Genomic DNA, 18,987 nt, shown 5'->3' with positions numbered 1-18,987 from the left:
TCGACGCGGGTGTCGTCTCAACGGCCCGGACCCCGCCCGGGTCCCCCTCCCGGCTCCGGGACAGGCCCCGACCGGCGGGGATGGCCCTCCCGGCGGGAGGGCCGGGCGCTCGGCGCGCGCCCTATTCCGTCCGGCGCAGGACGGCGTAGGGCAGGTCCGCGAACAACCGGCCGAGATCGGCCGGCCCCCCCTCGCAGGTCGCGCCCGTGACGATGTCGCGCCAGCGGCTCTCCTCGGGAAGGTCGATCTCGGTGCCCGCGAAGGCCTCGCCCGACCAGCGCCCCTCCCGCACCATCTGGGACACGAGGCGCGGCACGGCCACCAGCAGGTCGCCCGTCTCCGTCATCGCATCCGATCGTGTGAAGGCGATGACGTAGCCCGCCCGCTCCCCGCGCGCGGCGACGGGCTGGTAGCCGGCCTCGGCGTAGAAGCCGGGGCGCTCGCCGCGGTCGGCCAGGAGCGCCCCGAGCGTCGCCTGCTTCACCCGCCCGTCCGGCCAGCTGGCCAGGAGGTCGGGGGCGGGCCCGCGCGCCTCCAGCGCCCGGCTCAGGGCGGCGTAATCGACCGGGCGGCGGTTGTCCGGGTCGACGAAGGAGAAGTCCCAGAACTCGGTGCCCTGGTAGGTGTCCGGCAGGCCCGGCAGGGTCGCCTTGAGGACGGTGCGCCCGAGGCTGCCGATCATCCCGAGATGGGCGAGGCGCCGCGCGAAGGGGCGCAGCTTCGCCAGGAAGCCCGAGCCCGGCGCGATCAGGCCCTCGAACAGGGTGCGGACCGCGCCCTCGTAGGCCTCGTCGACATTGACCCAGCTCGAGCGGCGCTTGCCCTCGCGCAGCGCCTTCTCCGAATAGGCGGTGAGGCGGGCCCGGAAATCCGCGATCGCGGCGTCGTCGTCCCGCTCCAGGAGCTCGATCGGCCAGGCGCCCAGGATCGCCTGGAAGAACATCCACTGGTCGTTGGCGTCGGGGGCGGGCTCCTCGTCGAGGCTGCCGAGATGGGGGGCGGCGGTCTCGCGCCAGAGGTCCCAGGCCCGCGCCCATTCCTCGGGCATCTCCGAGAGGGCGAGGAGGCGGGTGCGGGCATCCTCGCCGCGCTTGGTGTCGTGCGTCGCCGTGGTGATCATGGCGTTCGGCCAGTCGCGGGCCCGCGCCGCCTGGAGCGCGTGGAAATGCTCGGCGTCGATGCCGTACTCGCCCGGATCGCCCCCGACCTCGTTGAGGCCGAGCAGCATGGCGTAACGGTAGAACAGCGTGTCCTCCAGGCTCTTGGCCATCACCGGCCCGGTGAGCTGCTGGAAGCGGCGGCGGAAGCGCAGGACCACCCGCGGCTCCGGGCGCCCCGGTCCCGCGGTCTCGACGCGGCCGAGGAGCGCGTTGGCGGCGAAGTCGTGGACCGAGCGGTCGGGCAGTGCGCTCCAGCGCTTGGCCTTGGCGACCGCCCCCTCGATCAGGCGCACGTCCTCGGCCTCGACGTCGCTCTCGTCGAGGTCGGGGGGCAGGTAGCTGCGATAGGTCGGGAAGCGGGCGATGATCTCGATCAGGGCCCGCCGGATGGCGTTGACCGAGAAGTCGCGGGTGCGCCGGTCGGAATCCGCGATCTCCTTGAGGTCGGCGGTCAGCACCTCGAGCTCGCTCGCGAAGCTGATCTCCAGGATCTCCGCCTTGGCGGCGCGGAGCTGGAAGCCGTAGGGCTCGTCGTAGCCCGTGGCCCATTCGTAGAGGCGCTTGATCCGGCCGCGCTTGGCCGCATCGACCAGGATCCCGTCGAGTTGGTTGAGCACGTCGTAGCCGGTGGTGCCCGCCACCGGCCAGGGCCGCAGGCGCTCGCCGGGCTCGAGGATCTTCTCCACCACCACGTAGAAGCCGGGGCCGATGGCGGCCTGGAGCGCGCGGGCATAGCCGAGCGGGTCGGCGAGCCCGTCGATGTGATCGATGCGCAGGCCGTCGATCCGGCCCTCGCGCACGTGCCGGAACACGGTCTCGTGCGAGCGGTGGAAGATGTCGGACTTCTCGACGCGCAGGCCCGCGAGCGCGTTCACGTCGAAGAAGCGCCGGTAGTTGATGTCGCTGGACGCCACCCGCCAATGGGCGAGGCGGTAGGCCTGGCTCTCGAGCAGACGGTGCAGCGGCCCGAAGCTGTCGGGCCGGCCCTTGAAGCCGTTGAGGAGCCGCAGGGTCCGCTGCAGCGCGTCGCGGATCGCGGGGGATTCGCGCACCACGTCGGCGAGGCGCTGCTTCAGCCCCTCCGCCTCCTCCGGGAAGGCGCGGCGGCGCTCCGGCACCGTCTCCTCGCCCATCACCCGCAGGCGCTCGGAGATCGAGAGCAGCTCGGCCGAGGCGTCGTCGTCGACCTCGCTCGACGCCGCCAGGACGCGGTTCAGGATGGTCGGGTAGTTCAGCGGCCGGATCGGGAACTGGTGCTCGTAGTGCCAGACGCTGAAGGCGCCGGCCGCCCCGTCGAACTTCAGCTCCAGGGTGCCCTTCTCCAGGGCCTCGCCGTAGCGGTCGCCGAGGAACGGGATCACGAGGTTGCGGTTCGCGCCCTGGCGCTCCCAGTCGATGTCGAAGGCGTGCGCGAAGGGCGAGAGCGGGCCCCATTCGAGCACCGAGAGCCACCACGGGTTGTCGGCGCCGCCGACCCCCATGTGGTTCGGCACGATGTCGAGGAGGAGCCGCAGGCCGTGCGCCCGCATGGCGTCCGAGAGCCGGATGAAGCCGGCCTCGCCGCCGAGCTCGGGGTTGATCGCCCCGTGGTCGACGATGTCGTAGCCGTGGGTCGAGCCCGGCCGCGCCTTCTGCAGGGGCGAGGCGTAGACGTGGCTGATCCCGAGCCGCGCCAGGTAGGGGACGATCCGCTCCGCATCCGCGAAGGTGAAGTCCTTGTGGAACTGCAGCCGGTAGGTGGCGCGGGGCGCGTCCGTGGCGAGGCGCGCGGCGCCCGAGCGCGGGCCCCGCTCCTCCGCCGAGAGCGCGGCGGCGAGCTTGGCCAGCGGCCCGCCGGGGGCGGCGATGGATTCGAGGTCGCGGTCGAGCTTGCGCCGCCAGTTCGGATAGCCCTCGGTGGAGCCCGGCACGTTGGCCTGGCTCAGCTCGGACACCACGTCCTCGTACTGCACGGCGGTGAGCATCGAGGGGGCGCGGGCGAGGTAGCGGGCGGCGGCCTCGAAGGGCGCGGCCTCGGGCGGGTCGTAGGAGGGCAGGAGCTGCTCGGAGGCCAGGACCTCGGTGAGCTTCTGGCGCTCGGTGACGCGCTCGCCGCGCTCGGCATCCGCCCGGTCGGCGTCGTAGAGGCCCAGCGACTGTCGCGTGTCGGTGTCGACGCCGCGCCACCAGCCGACGAAGGTCGGCAGGTCGTGGGTGGTGATGGCCGTCAGGGCGTCGCGCGGATAGGCGCCGGGCGCCTTGAAGCCGCCCCCGTGCTCGCGCTCGAAGGCGAGGATCCGGTAGCTCAGGATGCCGGCCTGCATCAGCGCGTCGGAGAAGCCCTCGGGCGCCGTGCCGAGGTCCTCCGCGATGACGAGGCACTTGTTGCGGTGGCTCTCGAGGCGCAGCACCGCCAGCATCGGCTCGAAGGGCATCGCCACGTAGGCGCCGTCCCGGGCGCTGCCGGAGACCGGAATCAGGTAGAGCCGGGCGAGCTGGAAGGCGTGGTCGATGCGGATCGCGCCGGCATGGCGCATGTTCGCCCGCACCAGGGCCCGGAAGGCCGCGAGCCCGTCGCGCTCCATCTCCAGCGGGTCGAAGGCGGGCAATCCCCAATCCTGGCCCTTCGGGGCGAGGAGGTCCGGGGGGGCGCCGATCGAGACGCCGTTGGCGAAGCGCTCGGGATGCGACCAGACCTCCGAGCCGCCGCGGTCGGCGCCCACCGCGAGGTCGCGGTAGAGCCCGAGGCGCATGCCGGTGTCGAGGGCCGCCTCGGCCGCCTCGCCGAGCTGGCGGTCGGCGAGGTATTGCAGCCAGGCGTGGTAGCGCACCGCCTCCGCGTGCTCGGCCGCGAAGGCCCGCACCGCCTCGGTGCCGGCGCGGCGGTACGCCTCCGGCCAGTCGCCGAGCCAGTGCGCGCCCTGCCCGCGGAAATGGGCGGAGATCGCCTCGAAGGTGGCGTGGGATCGCAGGGTCTCCCCGCCCTCCTGGCGGAATTCGTCGAAGCCCGCATCGGTGCCGGCGCGCGCCCCGGATTCCTCCCAGAGCGCCCGCAGCACGGGCGACAGCACCTCCCAGACCCCCTGGTGATCGACGAGGGCCGCGTCGCGCAGGGCCTCGATCCGCGGCCGCTGCTCGCGCAGCAGGGCTTCGGCCCGCGAGCCCTCGAAGCCGGGCAGCCGGTCGGGCTCGATGAACAGGGTCTCGAGGAAGAGGCGCGAGGAGGGCGAGTAGGGCGAGATCTTCGAGCGGTCGCTCTCGAACAGGGCATGGACCGGGCTGAGCCCCAGGAAGGAGGCGCCGCGCAGGCCCGCATCCGTCGCGGCCCGCCCCGCATCCGCGTAGGTGCCGATGCCGAGATTGCCCGGCGAGCGCAGGCCGTAGAGCTGCGCCGCGAGGCCCCAGTCGCGGGCGCCCTCGTCCGCGTAGGCCCGGGGACGCCAGCAGCGCTGGGGCGCGGCGATCACCCAGGAATCGGCCCGCGCCTCGCCGAGGCTGACGCTGAGGTGATGGTAGCCCGGCGTCAGCGGCGGCAGCTCCAGCGCACCCTCGGCGCCGAGCGCCATCCGGCCCTCGCGCGCCTGACCGCGCTCGTCGACGAGGCGCCAGGCCAGGGTCCCGGCCCCGCCGAGCACCGGAACCCGGTGGCTGCGCCGCGCCTCGACCGGCAGCAGCGGCGGGATCAGGCCGCGGCGCAGGGCCTCGACCGCCCGCAGGCTCTCGGCCACCTCCGCGTCGGTCGCCACCGGAAAGCCGAGGGCGGCGAGCAACCCCCGCCGCGTCTCCAGCGCGGTCTCGACCCGGGCTCCGAAGGCGTCCGTGTAGCCGGCCGCGACGCCGACGAGGTCGGCGAGCTGTTCGAGGGTGCCGCTCACTGATGTTGATCCGTGGTCTGGGGTTCGTGGGTGGGGTGCGGGGCGCCGTCGGCGCCGCATCCGCGTCCCGGGCCGCCGCGCCCGGCGGACTGACTGACAGGCGCGGGTGGCGCGACGGGCCCCCTCTCCCGTGCGGGAGAGGGTTGGGGTGAGGGGTGCGACGTATCCGGATGCGTCGCACCCCTCACCCGGTGCGCTGTCGCGCACTCGACCTCTCCCGGACGGGAGAGGTGGGGCGCAGGGCTTTCCGCGGCATACCGTTCAGGGGAGCGAGCAGCGCGACCCGCCCCCTCTCCCGTGCGGGAGAGGGGTGCGACGTATCCGGAAAAGTCGCACCCCTCACCCGGTGCGCTGTCGCGCACTCGACCTCTCCCGGACGGGAGAGGTGGGGCGGGCCGCCCTCCGCGACGGGCACGGGAAGCGCGACGCACCCCCTCTCCCGCGCGGGAGAGGGTCGGGGTGAGGGAGGCGACCTCTCCGGACAGCGCGCCCCCCCCACCCGGTGCGCACGCGACCGGCCCGGAGGGGGTGGCGCCGCCGCGCGGGACCGGGCGCGGGATCGCCGCGTCAGGGATGCGTCGGCCCGGCGCCGGGTGCGGCGTCATTCCGCGGGGCTCGTCAGGAAGAGGCCGGTCCAGGCCGGGAGGGCGCGGGCGGGATCGGGGGCGTTCGTCCAGACCGTGCGGGCCGCGCCGGGATCGATCCCGAATTCCCGCGTGCCGAGATTGGCGACGAAGCGCAGGGTGCCGCCGGCGAAGCGCCAGGTGCAGTCGACCACGTCGGGGCGCGGCAGGGTGGCGGCGGCGCCCCGGTAGGCGGTCTTCGTCAGGGGCACGACGTGCTCGCGCCGGAGCGCGAGGAGCCGCGTCGTCTCGGCCAGGACCTCCCGGTGGGGCGAGCGCTCGCGCTCCGACCAGTCGAGCTTCGAATCCCGGAAGGTCTTCTCCTCGGTCGGGTCCGGGATCACCGAGGTGTCGTCCGCGAAGGCCGCGAAGCTCTTGAACTCCCGCCGCCGCCCCTCGCGCACCGCCTTGTTCAGCGCCGCATCCGGCGCGAAGTCGACGAAGAACAGGAACGGCGTCGAGGCCGACCATTCCTCGCCCATCCACAGCATCGGGATCTGGGGGGCGAGCAGCAGCCCGGCGCGGGCGAGGTCGAGCTGGGCCGGGTCGGCGAGCTGGCTCAGGCGCTCGCCGAGCGCCCGGTTGCCGACCTGGTCGTGGTTCTGCAGGAAGGTGACGAAGGCCGAGGGCGGCAGGTGGGCCGAGGGCTCGCCGCGGGGGTGGTCGCCGAGGGTCTTGAAGGGCTCGCCCTGGTAGGCGAAGCCCTCCGACAGGCAGCGGGCGAGGTGCTCGACCGGCTTGTCGGCGAAGCTCTCGTAATAGCCCGCATCCTCCCCGGTCAGCAGCACGTGCCAGCAATGGTGCAGGTCGTCGGCCCACTGGGCGTCGTGCTGGAGCGGGGTGCCGCGGGCGTCGCGCTCGAGCCAGCGGGCCTGGTTCGCCTCGTTCTCGAGGATCAGGTGGACGTGCCGGTTCGGCAGGCGCGCGCGCACGGTCTCGCCGAGCTCGGCCAGGAAGTGGCGCTCGGAATCGTCCAGGATCGCGTGGACGGCGTCGAAGCGCAGGCCGTCGAAATGGTACTCCTCCAGCCAGTAGAGGGCGTTCTGCAGGAAGTACTGGCGCACCACGTGGCCGCTCTCGGCCCCGTCGAAGTTGATGCCGGCGCCCCAGGGGGTCTGGTGGCGCTCGGTGAAGAAGGTCCTGGCGTAGGCGTGGAGGTAGTTCCCGGCGGGGCCGAAATGGTTGTAGACCGCGTCGAGGAAGACCATCAGCCCGAGGGCGTGCGCCCGGTCGATCAGGCGCTTGAGGTCCTCGGGGCGGCCGTAGGCGGCGTCGGGGGCGTAGGGCAGCACCCCGTCGTAGCCCCAGTTGCGGGTCCCCTTGAAATCCGCGATCGGCAGGAGCTCGATCGCCGTGACCCCGAGGTCGCGCAGCGCCGCGAGCCTGGCCTCGAGCCCCGCATAGGTGCCCTCCGGCGTCGCCGTGCCGACATGGAGCTCGTAGATCACCGCCTCCTCGAAGGGGCGGCCGGTCCAGGCGGCGTCGCCCCAGCGATAGGCCGCCGGGTCGACGAGCTCGCTCAGGCCCGAGACGTCGTCCGGCTGGAAGCGCGAGGCGGGGTCGGGCACCACGAGGTCGCTGTCGATGCGGAAGCCGTAGCGGGCGCCGGCCCGGACGCCCGGCACCTCGGCCCGGCGCCAGCCCTCCCCGGCCTCGGGGAGCGCGTGGTCGGCTCCGTCGACCACGAGGGTGACGTCCCGGGCGGTGGGCGCCCAGAGGGCGAAGCGCGCCCCGGTCCCGGAGAGCTCGCTGCCAAAGGCCATCGTATGGGCGCGCCGCATCAGGCCACCATCCTCATCTGTCGCACATGTGCTGGCGTGTCGGGGGCCGCCATCCTGAGAAGGCCGCCCGGATCGGTCTGGTTCCCCGCACCGCAACTATGGCGGCGCAGGAAAGCGGCAACCGGTGCCCCGCGCCGGTCCGGTGCAAAATGCGACGCCTCGGCCGGCGATTGCGGGGCGCGGGGCGCGGATCGGGGCCGGGGCGGCGGGGCCCTCAGGCGGTCCCGGGCACGAAGCCCGCGACCGTCCCGTTCCCGCCGGTGAGCACGAGGACCGAGCGGGCCGGCATCGCCACGTGGGCGCCGGCGCGGACGGGGGCGTGGCCCGGCGGCACCGCCCCGGTCGGCAGGGCCGTGTCGAAGACCGGGCGCCAGGGCCCGCCGATCAGCGGGCTGAGGGCGAAGTCGCAGGCCGCCTCCCCGGCATTGAGGAGCACGAGGACGCGCTCGCCATGCGCGATGTCGTTGCCGATCTGCATGCCGAGGCAGCGCCGCGCGGCGTCCCCCCAGTCGGCCTCGTCCATCTCGGTGCCGTCGGGGGCGAGCCAGTGCACGTCGCGCAAGGGGGCGTCGGGGGCGATGCGGGCCCCGTCGAGGAAGTCGCGGCGGCGCAAGGCCGGCTGCTCCCGGCGCAGGCGCGTCAGGGCGGCCACGAAGGCCGCGAGGTCCGGGTCGGGGTCCCGCGCCCAGTCCATCCAGCTCGTCGGGTTGTCCTGGCAATAGGCGTTGTTGTTGCCGCCCTGCGTGCGGGCGCGCTCGTCGCCCATCAGCAGCATGGGCACGCCCTGCGCCAGGAAGATCGTGGCCAGGAGGTTGCGGGTCTGGCGCGCCCGGAGCGCCCGGATGCCGGGATCCTCCGTCGGGCCCTCGACCCCGTAATTGCGCGAGACGTTGTGGCCGTGCCCGTCGCGGTTGTCCTCGCCGTTGGCCGCGTTGTGCTTCTCCTCGTAGGCGACGACGTCCGCCAGGGTGTAGCCGTCGTGGCTCGCCGCGAAGTTGATGCTGGCCAGCGGCGAGCGGCGCGAGGGCGCGAAGATCTCGCGGGAGCCCGACAGCCCCTGCGTCAGCTTCGGCAGCTGGCCGGGATCGCCCCGCCAGAAGCCCCGCACGCTGTCGCGGAACTGGTCGTTCCACTCGCTCCAGCCCCGCGGGTAGCCGCCGAGCTGGTAGCCCCCCATGCCGATGTCCCAGGGCTCGGCGATGAGCTTGACCCGGGCGAGCACCGGGTCCTGCGCCACGGCCTGGAAGAAGGCCGCCCGCGGGGTGAAGTCGTGGGGCGCGCGCCCGAGGCTCGAGGCGAGGTCGAAGCGGAAGCCCGCCACCCCGTAGGCCGTCACCCAGTGGCGCAGGGAATCGAGGATGAGCTGCATCACCCGCGGATGGGCCGCCTCGAAGGTGTTGCCGCAGCCCGTGCAGTCGATCTCGCGGCGCGGGTCGGCGGGGTCGAGCTTGTAGTAGGCGGCGTTGTCGATGCCCCGGAACGAGAGCGTCGGGCCGGTATGGTCGGCCTCCGCGGTGTGGTTGTAGACGACGTCCAGGATGGTCTCGATCCCGGCCGCGTTGAGCTCGCGGATCGCCGCCTTGAGGCCGGTGATGCCGCTCGCCCCGAGATAGCGCGGATCGGGGGCGAAGTAGTTGAGCGGCGAGTAGCCCCAGAAGTTGACGAGGCCGCGCTCGACCAGGAAGCGGTCGTCCGCGAAGGCCTGGATCGGCAGCAATTCGAGGGCGGTGACGCCGAGCTTCCACAGGTGCTCGATGATGGCGGGGTGCGCCAGGGCCGCGTAGGTGCCGCGCTCGGCCTCCGGCACCTCCGGGTGGGTCATCGTCAGCGCTTTGACGTGCGCCTCGTAGATCACGGTCTCGGACAGGGGCCGCCGAACCGGCTGGAGCGCGAGGTCGGGCACCTCGGGGGCGGTGACCACGCCCTTCGGCATGTGCAGCGCGCTGTCGCGGCGGTCGATCTGGTCCGGCCGCTGCAGGCCGCGCCGGTAGGCGTAGAGGGAATCGTGCCAGTGGATGCGCCCCGCGATCTCCCGGGCGTAGGGGTCGAGGACGAGCTTGGCCGGGTTGAAGCGGTGGCCCCGGGCCGGGTCCCAGGGCCCGTGCACCCGGTAGCCGTAGAGCTGCCCGGGCAGGACGCCCCGGAGGTAGCCGTGGAAGACGTCGTCGGTGCGCCGGGGCAGGCGGATCGTGCGGGTCTCGTGGCGCTCGCCCGGGTCGAACAGGCAGAGGTCGACCGCGGTGGCGTTCTCGGAGAACAGCGCGAAGTTGACGCCGCGCCCGTCGAAATGCGCGCCGAGCGGAGCCGGCACGCCGTCGTCGACCGCGATCATGCGCGGCGCGACCGGACGCGATCGGCGGCCCCTGGCATGGTCCGGCGGGCTACTCGGCCGCGGCGGCGGCCGTCGGCGGCTCGCGCTCCACGGTGCGGAAGTTCTCGAGCTCCGAGAGGAAGTTGCGCGCCCACCAATCCACGTCCTCGCGGGTCATGCGCTCGACCATGGGCTTCCAGCGCTCCAGGCGCTCGCCCCGCGGCATGTAGAGCGCGGTCCGGATCGCCTCGGCGACCTCGAAGCGGTCATAGGGGTTCACCAGCAGCGCCTCGGGCAGCTGGCGTGCCGCGCCCGCGAACTTGGAGAGGACGAGGACGCCCGGATCCTCCTCGCTCTGCGCCACGATGTATTCCTTGGCGACGAGGTTCATGCCGTCGCGCATCGGCGTCACGAGGCCGACGCGGGCGGCCCGGTAGAGCCCTGCCAGGACCGGCCGCGGATAGGCCTTGGTGACGTACTGGATCGGGGTCCAGGCCGGGTCGCCGAGCGCGCCGTTGATCTCGCCCACGGTCTCGTTGACCTCGCGGGAGAGCTGCTCGTATTCCGGCACCTCGCTGCGGGATTTGGGCGTGATCTGGATGTAGACCAGGTTGCCGCGCTGGTCGGGATTCGAGGCGAAGAAGCGCTCCACCGCCTCCATGCGCTCGGGCACCCCCTTCGAGTAGTCGAGCCGGTCGACGCCGACCAGCAGCTTGCGGGTGCGCAGGCCCGCGATCGTGTCGCGCACGGTCTTGTTCGAGTTCGCCTTCTCGGCCGCGTCCTTGAAGCCCGCCACGTCGATCCCGATCGGGAAGGAGCGGATGCGGGTGCGGCGCCCGTCGACCATGAGCGAGCCGCCGCCCAGCGGGATCGCCCGCAGCGTGTCGCAGAGGTTGCGGTGCAGGTTCTGCACGTCCGGGTCGGTCTGCAGGCCGATCAGGTCGTAATCCGCGATGGCGCGCAGGAGGTCGTTGCTGGCCGGCAGGGTGTTGAACACGTCCGCGGCGGGCCAGGGGATGTGGTGGAAGTAGCCGATCGGGTTGGCGATGCCGAGGCCGCGCAGCTCCGAGGCGAGCGGCAGCAGGTGGTAATCGTGCACCCAGATGATGTCGTCGGGCTCGACGAGCCTGGCGAGCTGGCGCGCGAAGATCCGGTTGACCCGGCAATAGCCCGCATAGTCCGAGCGCGAGAAGGCGCCGAGGCCGAGCCGGTAATGCATGATCGGCCACAGGGCCCGGTTGGCGAAGCCCGCGTAGTATTCCCGGTGGTCCTGGGGTGAGAGGTCGACCACCGCGTACTGGACGCGGTCGCGGTCGATCAGGGTCGGTTCCTCGGAGGGGTCCTCGACGACGTTGCCGCTCCAGCCGAACCACAGCCCCTCGTAGCCCGTGAAGGCTTCCTTCACGGCAACGGCCAAGCCGCCGGCTGCCACCGCCTTGCTGCCCTCCTCGGGCACGGCCACGCGGTTCGATACGATCACTAGGCGTGCCACGAAGCCGGCTCCGGTCCTCAGGGCGCGAGCGCGGAGGACCCCGCGCTCGACCATACGTTTCCTCGGGTGAACGCGCGGAAGCCGAGCGCGATCCGTTGGCGCTAGCCAAGCGCGATCGCGACCCCCGGGTCAAGATGCCGAATCCGCGCTCGCACGAGGAAAATCCCGGCCTGTTCCACTCCGGACGGCCGCGATGCCCTGTGAGGCCGCGCGGCCCTGGCTCCCGATCCCACCCGCTCAACCTTGGCCGATGCTGCGCCGCATCACCTGAACGAAGCCTGACTTGCCGCCCCGCGGGAGACCCGATCGCCGCCCCGTCCCCCGCCCGATGCCCCCGCGTGCCGGGGCCCGGAGCAAGGCGCGGGCCGGCCCGGGATCCCCCGGGGGGACGGTGCGGAACCGGCGGCAGCCGGGGCGGTTACTCAGCCGACATCATGCCTCACCCCGACGCGCCTCCGGCGGCTCCGCCCGGCGCCTGCGCAAGGAGTACGCCCCATGGCCGCCAGCGAGTTTCCCCATCAGACGTCGGGTCACGCCGGTGGTCCCGCCTCCCCGGCCTCGGCCGCGGCGTCTTCCGCGGCTTCTTCCGCGGCCCCGCCCGCCGGGGCCTCCGCGGCGGACGAGCAGGCGGATTGGCGCGGTCTGAAGGGCGACGTCGAGGACATCGCCGACGTTGCGGTCGAGCGCGGGCGCGGGCTGATGGATGCGGCCCGGGCCCAGGCGCAGGATTACGTCGAGCGCCGCAAGGGCGACGCCGCCCAGTCGGTCAGCGACCTCGCCCGGACGCTGCGGGATTCGAGCCGCACCTTCGACGACCGCCCGAACATCAAAGCCTTCTTCGACAGCGCCGCCGAGGGCCTGGAGCAGCTCGGCGGCTCGATCGAGGCGCGCAGCTTCACGGACTTCTACGAGGAGGCGGAGGCCTTCGCCCGGCGGGCGCCGGTGGCGGTCGCGGTCGGCACCTTCGTGGCGGGCTTCATCGCCGCCCGCTTCATCAAGTCGTCGAGCCTGTCCGAGGACCGCGACTTTGACGGCCGCCACCCCAGCCACCGCGCCTGAGGTCGCCGCCCCATGTCGAACGGACCGACCCCGACGCCACCCCCGGGCGCCAGCAGCATCCAGAGCCTGATCGGCGACGCGCTGCGCGAGACCAACGAGCTCGCCCGCAAGGAGATCGCCCTCTTCCGCACCGAGATGGCGAGCAACGTGCGCTCGCTCTTCATCGGGCTCGCCTGCTTCGTCGGCGCCGCGGTCTTCGCGGTGGTGGCGCTCCTCGTCCTCGTCGATGCCCTGGTGAAGTGGCTTGCCACCATCGTGGGCTCGGAATGGCTCTCCGCCCTGATCGTCGGCGGCGTGCTCCTCGTCCTGGCGATCGGCATGGCGCTCTGGGGCCGCTCCGCCATGTCGCTCTCGACGCTCGCGCCCACCCGCACCACGCGCCAGGTTCGCCAGGACGCCCGTGCCCTGTCCGAGAGGGTTTCCTGATGAGTTCGATGAACGAGTTGGAGAAGGACATCGAGGCGAGCCGCGCCCGGCTAGACCAGACGATCGACCGGATCCAGGACCGGCTCTCGGTGTCGAGCATCGTCGACGAGATGCTCGGCTCGGCCCGGCGCACCCCCCTCAACGGCGTCTACGACGGCGCGCTCGAGGCGGTGCGGCGCAACCCCGTCCCGGTCATGATCATCGCGGCGGGCATCGGCTGGCTCCTGCACCGGATGTCGAACGACGCCGCCGCCGAGAACCGCCGGCGGCGGATGCGACGCGCCGCCGAGCGGGTGCCGGTCCTGAACACCGGCGCCGCCCGCGTCTACGACCCGGACCAGCCGACCCGGCACCCGGCCCGCGACCTCGCCGAGGAGATGCAGGCCTGACGCGGCCAAGGCGCGCAGAGACGTCGCGCCGAGACCCCGCGCCGAGACCCCGCGCCGAGACGTCGCGCCGACCCCCGCACCGCGCTCGCCCGCGACCCACCCCGATCGAGGCCCGGACGGGCCATCCAGACCGATACGAGGAGCAACCGATGAGTGACCCGATCAAGCCGAACCCGCCGGGCCGCACCCTCCCGGACGAAATCGCCGCCGCCTCCGGCCTGCCGAGCGGCTCCGCCGCCGGCTCGCTCCACGCGGTGGGCGCCGGCGGCACCGACCGCCCGCCGCCGGGCAGCCTCGACCCCCACGCCAAGCCGCAGGATTTCAGCCTGAGGCCGGACCCGGCCGGCGTGCACGACCCGCTCGGCGCCGGCAACACCGACCCGCATGCCCGCACGGCGAGCTTCGACCATACCCTCTCCGGCGCCACCCGCCAGGCGCAGGACGCGGCGTCCCAGGCCGCTTCCCAGGCGGCCGACAAGGCCTCCGGCCTCGCCGACCAGGCCCGCGACAAGGCCACGGATCTCGCGGGCCAGGCCCGCGACAGGGCCTCGGACCTCGCCGGCCAGGCCCAGGGCCGCGCCGCCGACCTCGCCGACAGCGTCAAGGGCGCGGCGCAGGACGCCCGCGAGCGCGCCGCGGACGTCTACGACGACGCCCGCACCTGGGTCTCGGACATGGGCCGGACCCATCGCCGCCGGGTCGAGGACGTGGCGAGCCGCGGCCGCGACCAGCTGCACCAGGGCCGCACCGCGGTGGAGCAGTTCGTCACCGAGAACCCGCTCCTCGTCGGCGTCGTCGGCGTGGCGGCGGGCCTCCTCCTCGGGGCGCTGCTGCCGCGCACCCGCCAGGAGGACCGCAACCTCGGCCCCTACGCGGACGAGCTGCGCGACCAGGGCCTGCGCTACGCCCGCGACGTCACGAGCCGCGGCCGCGAGTTCGTGGAGAGCGCCCTCGACCCGGACAACCTCAATGCCGCCGCCCAGCGCGCCGGCGTCCAGGGCGAGCCCGCCGGCGGCTACCAGGGCAGCGACCGGACCGCGCACCGGCTCTGAGCCGCGGCCCACCGGCAAGGTCCCGACACGGGCGGCGCCTTCGCGCCGCCCATCTTCGTTCGGGCTTGCGGGCGTCGCCGGACCGATGATGTGCGGGCCGGGTCCGTGCGTCGAAACCGCCGCTTCGGCGTTGTCGCACCATGACCGACAGCCCCATCACCCCCGGCGCCGCGCCCGCCGACACCCCGCGCCTCGGCTTCTGCTGCAAGTTCATCCCGGACGAGCCGCCCGGTACCCACAAGACCCTGAAGGCGGCCCGCGAGGCGGCCCTTTCCATGAACGTCACCAGCGTGACGATCGCCTACCTGCAGAGGCTCGCCCCGGCCGCCGCGCAGGTGAAGCTCGCCGAGACCGTGAGCCACAACCTCGTGGCCCTGCGCCGCCAGATCGAGTGGGTGGGGGCGCGCCCGCCCCTGGAGCGGCTCCTGCGCATGGCGAGTTCGATCCTGCCCGCCTACACCCACCCGGCGATCCGGCCCCTCTACGCGCAGGCCGACCTGCGCCGGGCGGTGGAGACCGGCCTCGCCGAGGCCGGCGCCCGGGCCCGCGCGCTCGGCGTGCGCCTCAGCCTGCATCCCGGCCCGTTCTGCATCCTCGCCTCACGCAACCCCGCGGCCCTCCGGAACGGCATCGAGGACCTCGACTACCACGCGGAGCTGATGGACCTGATGGGCTACGGCACCGGCTGGCACCCGCACGGCGCCCACATCAACATCCATGTCGGGGCCCGCGACCCCGGCGTCGCGGGCTGGCGCGAGACCCTGCCCCGGGTCAGCGCGGTGGCCCGCAACCTCGTCACCGTCGAGAACGACGAGAATGCCTTCGGCCTCGACGCGGTCCTGGCGCTCGCCGACCTCGTCCCGGTGGTCCTCGACCTCCACCACCACTGGGTCGAGAGCGGCGGCCGGTACCTCGAGCCGGAGGATCCCCGCATCGCCCGCATCCGCAGATCCTGGCGCGGCGTCCGCCCGGTCGCGCATGTCAGCGTCTCCCGCGAGGCGGTCCTGCCCGGCCACGATCCCGACGCGCTCCCGGATTTCGCCAAGCTCCGGGCGGAGGGCCATTCCTGGCGCGACCTCGCGGCCCATTCCGACCTGATGTGGAACCGGGCCCTCAACGCCCTGGTCGCCCGCCACCTCGCCTGGGCCGATTTCGAGATCGAGGCCAAGTCGAAGAACCTCGCCTCGGTCGGGATCGCGAGCCAGATCGGGGCATCCGGAAGGGGGATCGCCCTCGCGGCGGAGTGAACGGGCGCCCGCGGGGCGAATCCGCGGAATCGTTCATGATAAGTTCCATCCGCGGAACCTCGACGCCCCTGCCCCGAGCCGTTATCGCAGGCAGCCATGAAGACAGCCGATTGCGACATCCTGATCATCCCGGGCCTCGCCGGCTCCGAGGCGGAGCACTGGCAGGCCCGCTGGGCGAGCCGCCTCGGCACCGCCCGCCTCGTCGAGCAGGACGACTGGCACGCCCCCGAGCCGGCGGCCTGGCGCGCCCGCATCGTCGAGGCGGTCGCGGGCGCCACGCGCCCCGTCATCCTGATCGCGCACAGCCTCGGGGTCGTAGCAAGTGTCGAAGCCGTCAGCGATTTTCCCCCCGGCACGGTGCGCGGCGCCCTGCTCGTGGCGCTCCCCGACGTCGAGGAGACCCCGGACCTGCCCGCCGCCGTCAGGGCCTTCGCGCCCCTGCCGCGCGAGCCCCTGCCCTTCCCGTCGCTGCTGGTGGCCAGCCGAAGCGACCCCTATTGCCGCTACGAGCGCGCGGAGGATTTCGCCTATGCCTGGGGCTCGCTCCTCGTCGATGCCGGGGAATCGGGCCACATCAACGTCGCGAGCGGCCACGGGCCCTGGCCGGAGGGGTTGATGCGGCTTGCGGGATTCCTCAGGAATCTCTGAGGCTTGGCCCAGGTCTCTTCCGGCGCGGCTCAGGGCACGGGCGCCGAAACGGAGCCCCGTTAACCCCTCGTTTACCAGGATGGGTCTGGATGGGACGCGACGAGGGCGGTCATCGCTCGCAGGAGATTCATCGTGACGAGAAAAGAGCTTCTGACCAGACTCGAGGCGGTGCAAACGGCCCTCGGCCCGCGCGCCAGCACGTCGTTCAACAGCTCGATCTTCAACGATGCGGCTCTCCTGAAGCGGATCGAGATCTTCGAGGCGCAGCTCACCGCCGGCGAGAAGCCGAAGGTCGCCGACTACACCGGTAACATGTTCAGCCGCATCGCGAATCGCCGGAACGCGACCGCCGCGCCGGCGCCCGATCGCAAGCTCGCCTCGGGCGAATAGACCCGCGGCTACTCCTTCTCGCGCTCGCTCCCGGCCGGGCGCAGCAGCTCCCCCGCCACGTCCGACAGGCGCGGCGGCGCCTCGCGGGTGAAGGGCAGCGGCCGGCAGACCGCGAGCGCCGCCAGGCCGAACCGGGCCGTCATCAGGCCGTTGAGGACTCCCTCCCCGAGCTTGGCCGAGACCCGGGCCGCGATGCCGAGCCCGAGCACCTGCTGCATCATGCTCTCGCCGACCGCCATCCCCCCCGTCACGGTCAGATGCGCGAAGGCGGCCCGGGCCAGGCGCAGGAAGCCGAGGAAACCCGGCCGGCCGCCGTAGATCTGGGCGATCCGGCGCAGGAGCCGCACGGCCGAGAACACCACGAAGGCGACATCCACGATGGCGCGCGGGCTGAGGGCCGTCACGGCGGAGACCTGCTTGGCCGCCGTCGCGATGGCGTTGCGCGCCTGCCGGTCGAGGGGAGCCAGCAATTCGTGCTCGGCGAGGCCGATGCGGTCGTCGACGTCGAGGATCGAATCGCCCAAGGCTTCCAGGCGCTTACGCCCCTCCGCCAGTGCGCCGCGGTCGGCGTAGAAGGCCGTGAGGTCGCGCACCACCGCCTGCGCCGCCGTATGGTCGCGGGTGCTGATCGCCGCGACCGCCGACGCGCGCAGCCGCTCGATCCGGCGCTCGCGCCAGAGTCCCCCGAGTTCGCGCCCGACGATGGCCAGGAACGCGACCGCCGCGAGCGCCAGGAGGGCCAGCGCCACGCCGCCGAGCCAGGGGGCGGCCTGGAACAGGTCCGCGATCAGGCGCTCCACCGAGAGCCCGACCGCGAGGGACACCAGACCGCCGAGAGCCAGGAGCAGCAGCGACAGCCACGGCGCCCGGCTCTTCGGGGCGACCGGAACCGGCGTGCCGTCGGCGGCCTCCAGGATCTCGAACGGCTCCTCGACGATCCGCACCTGGCTCGATGGCGCAGGATCGGACGCGACGCCCTTGCCGGCGGTGGGGTCGGCCGTCGGAATCCGGAACGCGCGGGGGCGCTGGGAAGAGCTCATGGGGTCACCGTCGACACTCGGAAGGGTGCGTGCATCAGGCGAGCCTGTCGCCGATCAGGAACTGCATCGCCCGGTCGAGCCGGATCTGCGGCAGGTGGCCGGGCCGGCCGAGCGCATCGGGCCTGATCAGCGGAGGCCGGAAGCGCGGGAAGCGCAGGGAGCCCGGCGCGACCGCGCCCTCGAGCACCGCCTCTGGCCTCGCCGGCAGCTCGCCCGGAAACACCGCCGCCTCGCTCACGCCGTCGAAGATCTCGTCGCCCACGCGTTCGCCGGCCTCAGGCGTGCCGGAAACGGCCCGGAAGCTCGCCGCGCCCTCGTGAACGGTGGTCTCGCGGGTGGCCCGGACGGAGGCCAGCGCCACGGTGCCGACGCGCGCGCCCGCGGCCTCCGTCCGGCGCATCGCCCGCGAGACGAGGAGGCGCAGCAGGGCATCGAGCCTGTCGTGGCTGGTCTGGTGCAGGTGATCGGCCTTCGTGGCCGCGAAGAGGATGCGATCCGCCCGCGGCGCGAACAGGCGCGACAGCAAGGTGTTGCGGCCGATATTGAGGCTTAGCAGCACCGAATCCAGGGCTTCCTCCAGCTCGGCCAGCGCCGCCGGCCCGGCATCGACCGCGGCGAGGACGTCGACGAGGACGATCTGCCGATCGACGCGCTGGAAATGGTCGCGGAAGAAGGGCTCGACCACCTTGGACTTGTAGGCTTCGAAGCGCCGCTCCATCAGGCCGGCCAAGCTGTCCGGAGCCAGGGCTTCCGGCAGGTTGTCGAGGGGCGCGAAGGTGAGCGCGGGCGAGCCCGCGAGGTCGCCGGGCATCAGGAAACGCCCCGGCGGCGTCGTCGCCACGGATTCCGGCCCGGCCCGCAGGGCGCCGAGATAGGCCTTGAACGCCTGGCTCGCCCGCTCGGCCAGGGGCTCGTCGAGAGGCGCAGCCGGATCCAGCCCCGCCAACATGGCGAGCCAGGGAGCCGCGATCTCCGCGCGGCCCGCGCGCCGCGTGCCGGCGATGGTGGCGCGGGACCACGCGGTGTAGCTCTGCTCGATCAGGGCCAGGTCGAGCAGCCACTCGCCCGGATAATCGACCACGTCGAGCATCAGGGTCGCCGGACCTGAGCGCCACGCGCCGGCACGCTCGTACTCGATCGCGAGGCGGAACTGGCTGATCCGGTCGGTGGAGCGGGGCCAGCGCCGGTCCTGCGCCAGCGCGGCGATGTGATCCTCGTAGGGGAAGCGCGGCACGTCGTCGTCGGGCTGCGGCACGAGGCGGGCGCGGCGCAGGCGCCCTTCCTGGGCGGGTGCGAAGGCCGGGAGCGCATGGGCCTCGATCAGGTGGTGGATCAGGGCCGTGGTGAAGACCGTCTTGCCGGAGCGCGCCAGTCCGGTGACGCCGAGCCGGAGAGTCGGCTGGATCAGGAGGTCGCTCGACGCCTCGGCGAAGGCTTTGACCGCCAATCCGGCGCGCGCGGCGAAACTGTGCAGGGGCGGCAAGGCGAGACTCGACGGGTGGGACAGGGGCCGCG

13 protein-coding genes are annotated in these 18,987 nt (G+C 73.2%); 7 read left to right on the top strand and 6 right to left on the bottom strand.

Translation table 11 applies throughout. From position 1 onward, the window contains the following. Positions 1-121: 121 nt before the first annotated feature. The 4 genes from F6X51_RS13870 to F6X51_RS13855 all read right to left on the bottom strand — a co-directional run bounded on the left by F6X51_RS13870 (position 122) and on the right by F6X51_RS13855 (position 11,221). Complete coding sequence (locus tag F6X51_RS13870; protein WP_150964246.1) at positions 122-5,014, bottom strand: malto-oligosyltrehalose synthase; 4,893 nt, start codon at positions 5,012-5,014, stop codon at positions 122-124. A 601-nt stretch (positions 5,015-5,615) separates the two neighbouring features. Then, positions 5,616-7,418 carry a malto-oligosyltrehalose trehalohydrolase gene (gene treZ / locus F6X51_RS13865; RefSeq protein WP_150964245.1) on the bottom strand — a complete coding sequence of 601 codons (1,803 nt, stop codon included), beginning with the start codon at positions 7,416-7,418 and terminating at the stop codon, positions 5,616-5,618. Between the two features lie 214 nt (positions 7,419-7,632). Then, on the bottom strand, positions 7,633-9,750 hold the full coding sequence (glgX, locus tag F6X51_RS13860; RefSeq protein ID WP_150964244.1) for a glycogen debranching protein GlgX: 2,118 nt from the start codon (positions 9,748-9,750) through the stop codon (positions 7,633-7,635). Positions 9,751-9,799: 49 nt separating this feature from the next. After that, on the bottom strand, positions 9,800-11,221 hold the full coding sequence (locus tag F6X51_RS13855; protein ID WP_150964243.1) for an alpha,alpha-trehalose-phosphate synthase (UDP-forming): 1,422 nt from the start codon (positions 11,219-11,221) through the stop codon (positions 9,800-9,802). Positions 11,222-11,716: 495 nt separating this feature from the next. On the opposite strand from F6X51_RS13855, the gene F6X51_RS13850 reads away from it, so the two are divergent. The 7 genes from F6X51_RS13850 (at position 11,717) to F6X51_RS13820 (ending at position 16,432) form a co-directional block, all read left to right on the top strand. Next, entirely contained in the window at positions 11,717-12,280 is a 564-nt protein-coding gene (locus tag F6X51_RS13850; protein WP_246696792.1) for a hypothetical protein, read from the top strand. Between the two features lie 12 nt (positions 12,281-12,292). Next, a complete protein-coding gene (locus F6X51_RS13845; RefSeq protein ID WP_150964242.1) occupies positions 12,293-12,706 on the top strand; it encodes a phage holin family protein in 414 nt (137 codons plus the stop codon). 8 nt (positions 12,707-12,714) lie between these two features. After that, entirely contained in the window at positions 12,715-13,095 is a 381-nt protein-coding gene (locus tag F6X51_RS13840; protein WP_407658546.1) for a DUF3618 domain-containing protein, read from the top strand. Positions 13,096-13,244: 149 nt separating this feature from the next. After that, entirely contained in the window at positions 13,245-14,147 is a 903-nt protein-coding gene (locus tag F6X51_RS13835) for a hypothetical protein (protein ID WP_191970119.1), read from the top strand. Between the two features lie 140 nt (positions 14,148-14,287). Next, complete coding sequence (locus F6X51_RS13830; RefSeq protein WP_150964241.1) at positions 14,288-15,394, top strand: apurinic/apyrimidinic endonuclease family protein; 1,107 nt, start codon at positions 14,288-14,290, stop codon at positions 15,392-15,394. Between the two features lie 96 nt (positions 15,395-15,490). Beyond that, positions 15,491-16,042 carry an RBBP9/YdeN family alpha/beta hydrolase gene (locus F6X51_RS13825; protein ID WP_150964240.1) on the top strand — a complete coding sequence of 184 codons (552 nt, stop codon included), beginning with the start codon at positions 15,491-15,493 and terminating at the stop codon, positions 16,040-16,042. 132 nt (positions 16,043-16,174) lie between these two features. Further along, the gene (locus F6X51_RS13820; protein ID WP_150964239.1) at positions 16,175-16,432 is read left to right on the top strand and encodes a hypothetical protein; all 258 of its coding nucleotides are present in this window, start codon (positions 16,175-16,177) and stop codon (positions 16,430-16,432) included. Between the two features lie 8 nt (positions 16,433-16,440). Here the strand turns inward: F6X51_RS13820 and F6X51_RS13815 are convergent, their stop codons facing one another. Both F6X51_RS13815 and F6X51_RS13810 read right to left on the bottom strand, forming a co-directional pair. Then, positions 16,441-17,472, bottom strand: coding sequence for a YcjF family protein (locus F6X51_RS13815; protein ID WP_150964238.1), 1,032 nt, complete (start codon positions 17,470-17,472; stop codon positions 16,441-16,443). A gap of 34 nt (positions 17,473-17,506) precedes the next feature. Then, the gene (locus F6X51_RS13810; protein WP_150964237.1) at positions 17,507-18,955 is read right to left on the bottom strand and encodes a YcjX family GTP-binding protein; all 1,449 of its coding nucleotides are present in this window, start codon (positions 18,953-18,955) and stop codon (positions 17,507-17,509) included. Between the last annotated feature and the right edge of the window lie 32 nt (positions 18,956-18,987).

This window comes from Methylobacterium planeticum (assembly GCF_008806345.1).
GTDB classification, from domain to species: Bacteria; Pseudomonadota; Alphaproteobacteria; order Rhizobiales; family Beijerinckiaceae; genus Methylobacterium; species Methylobacterium planeticum.
Note: the sequence above shows the minus strand (reverse complement) of the source record. Positions and strands in the feature narration are given on the sequence as shown.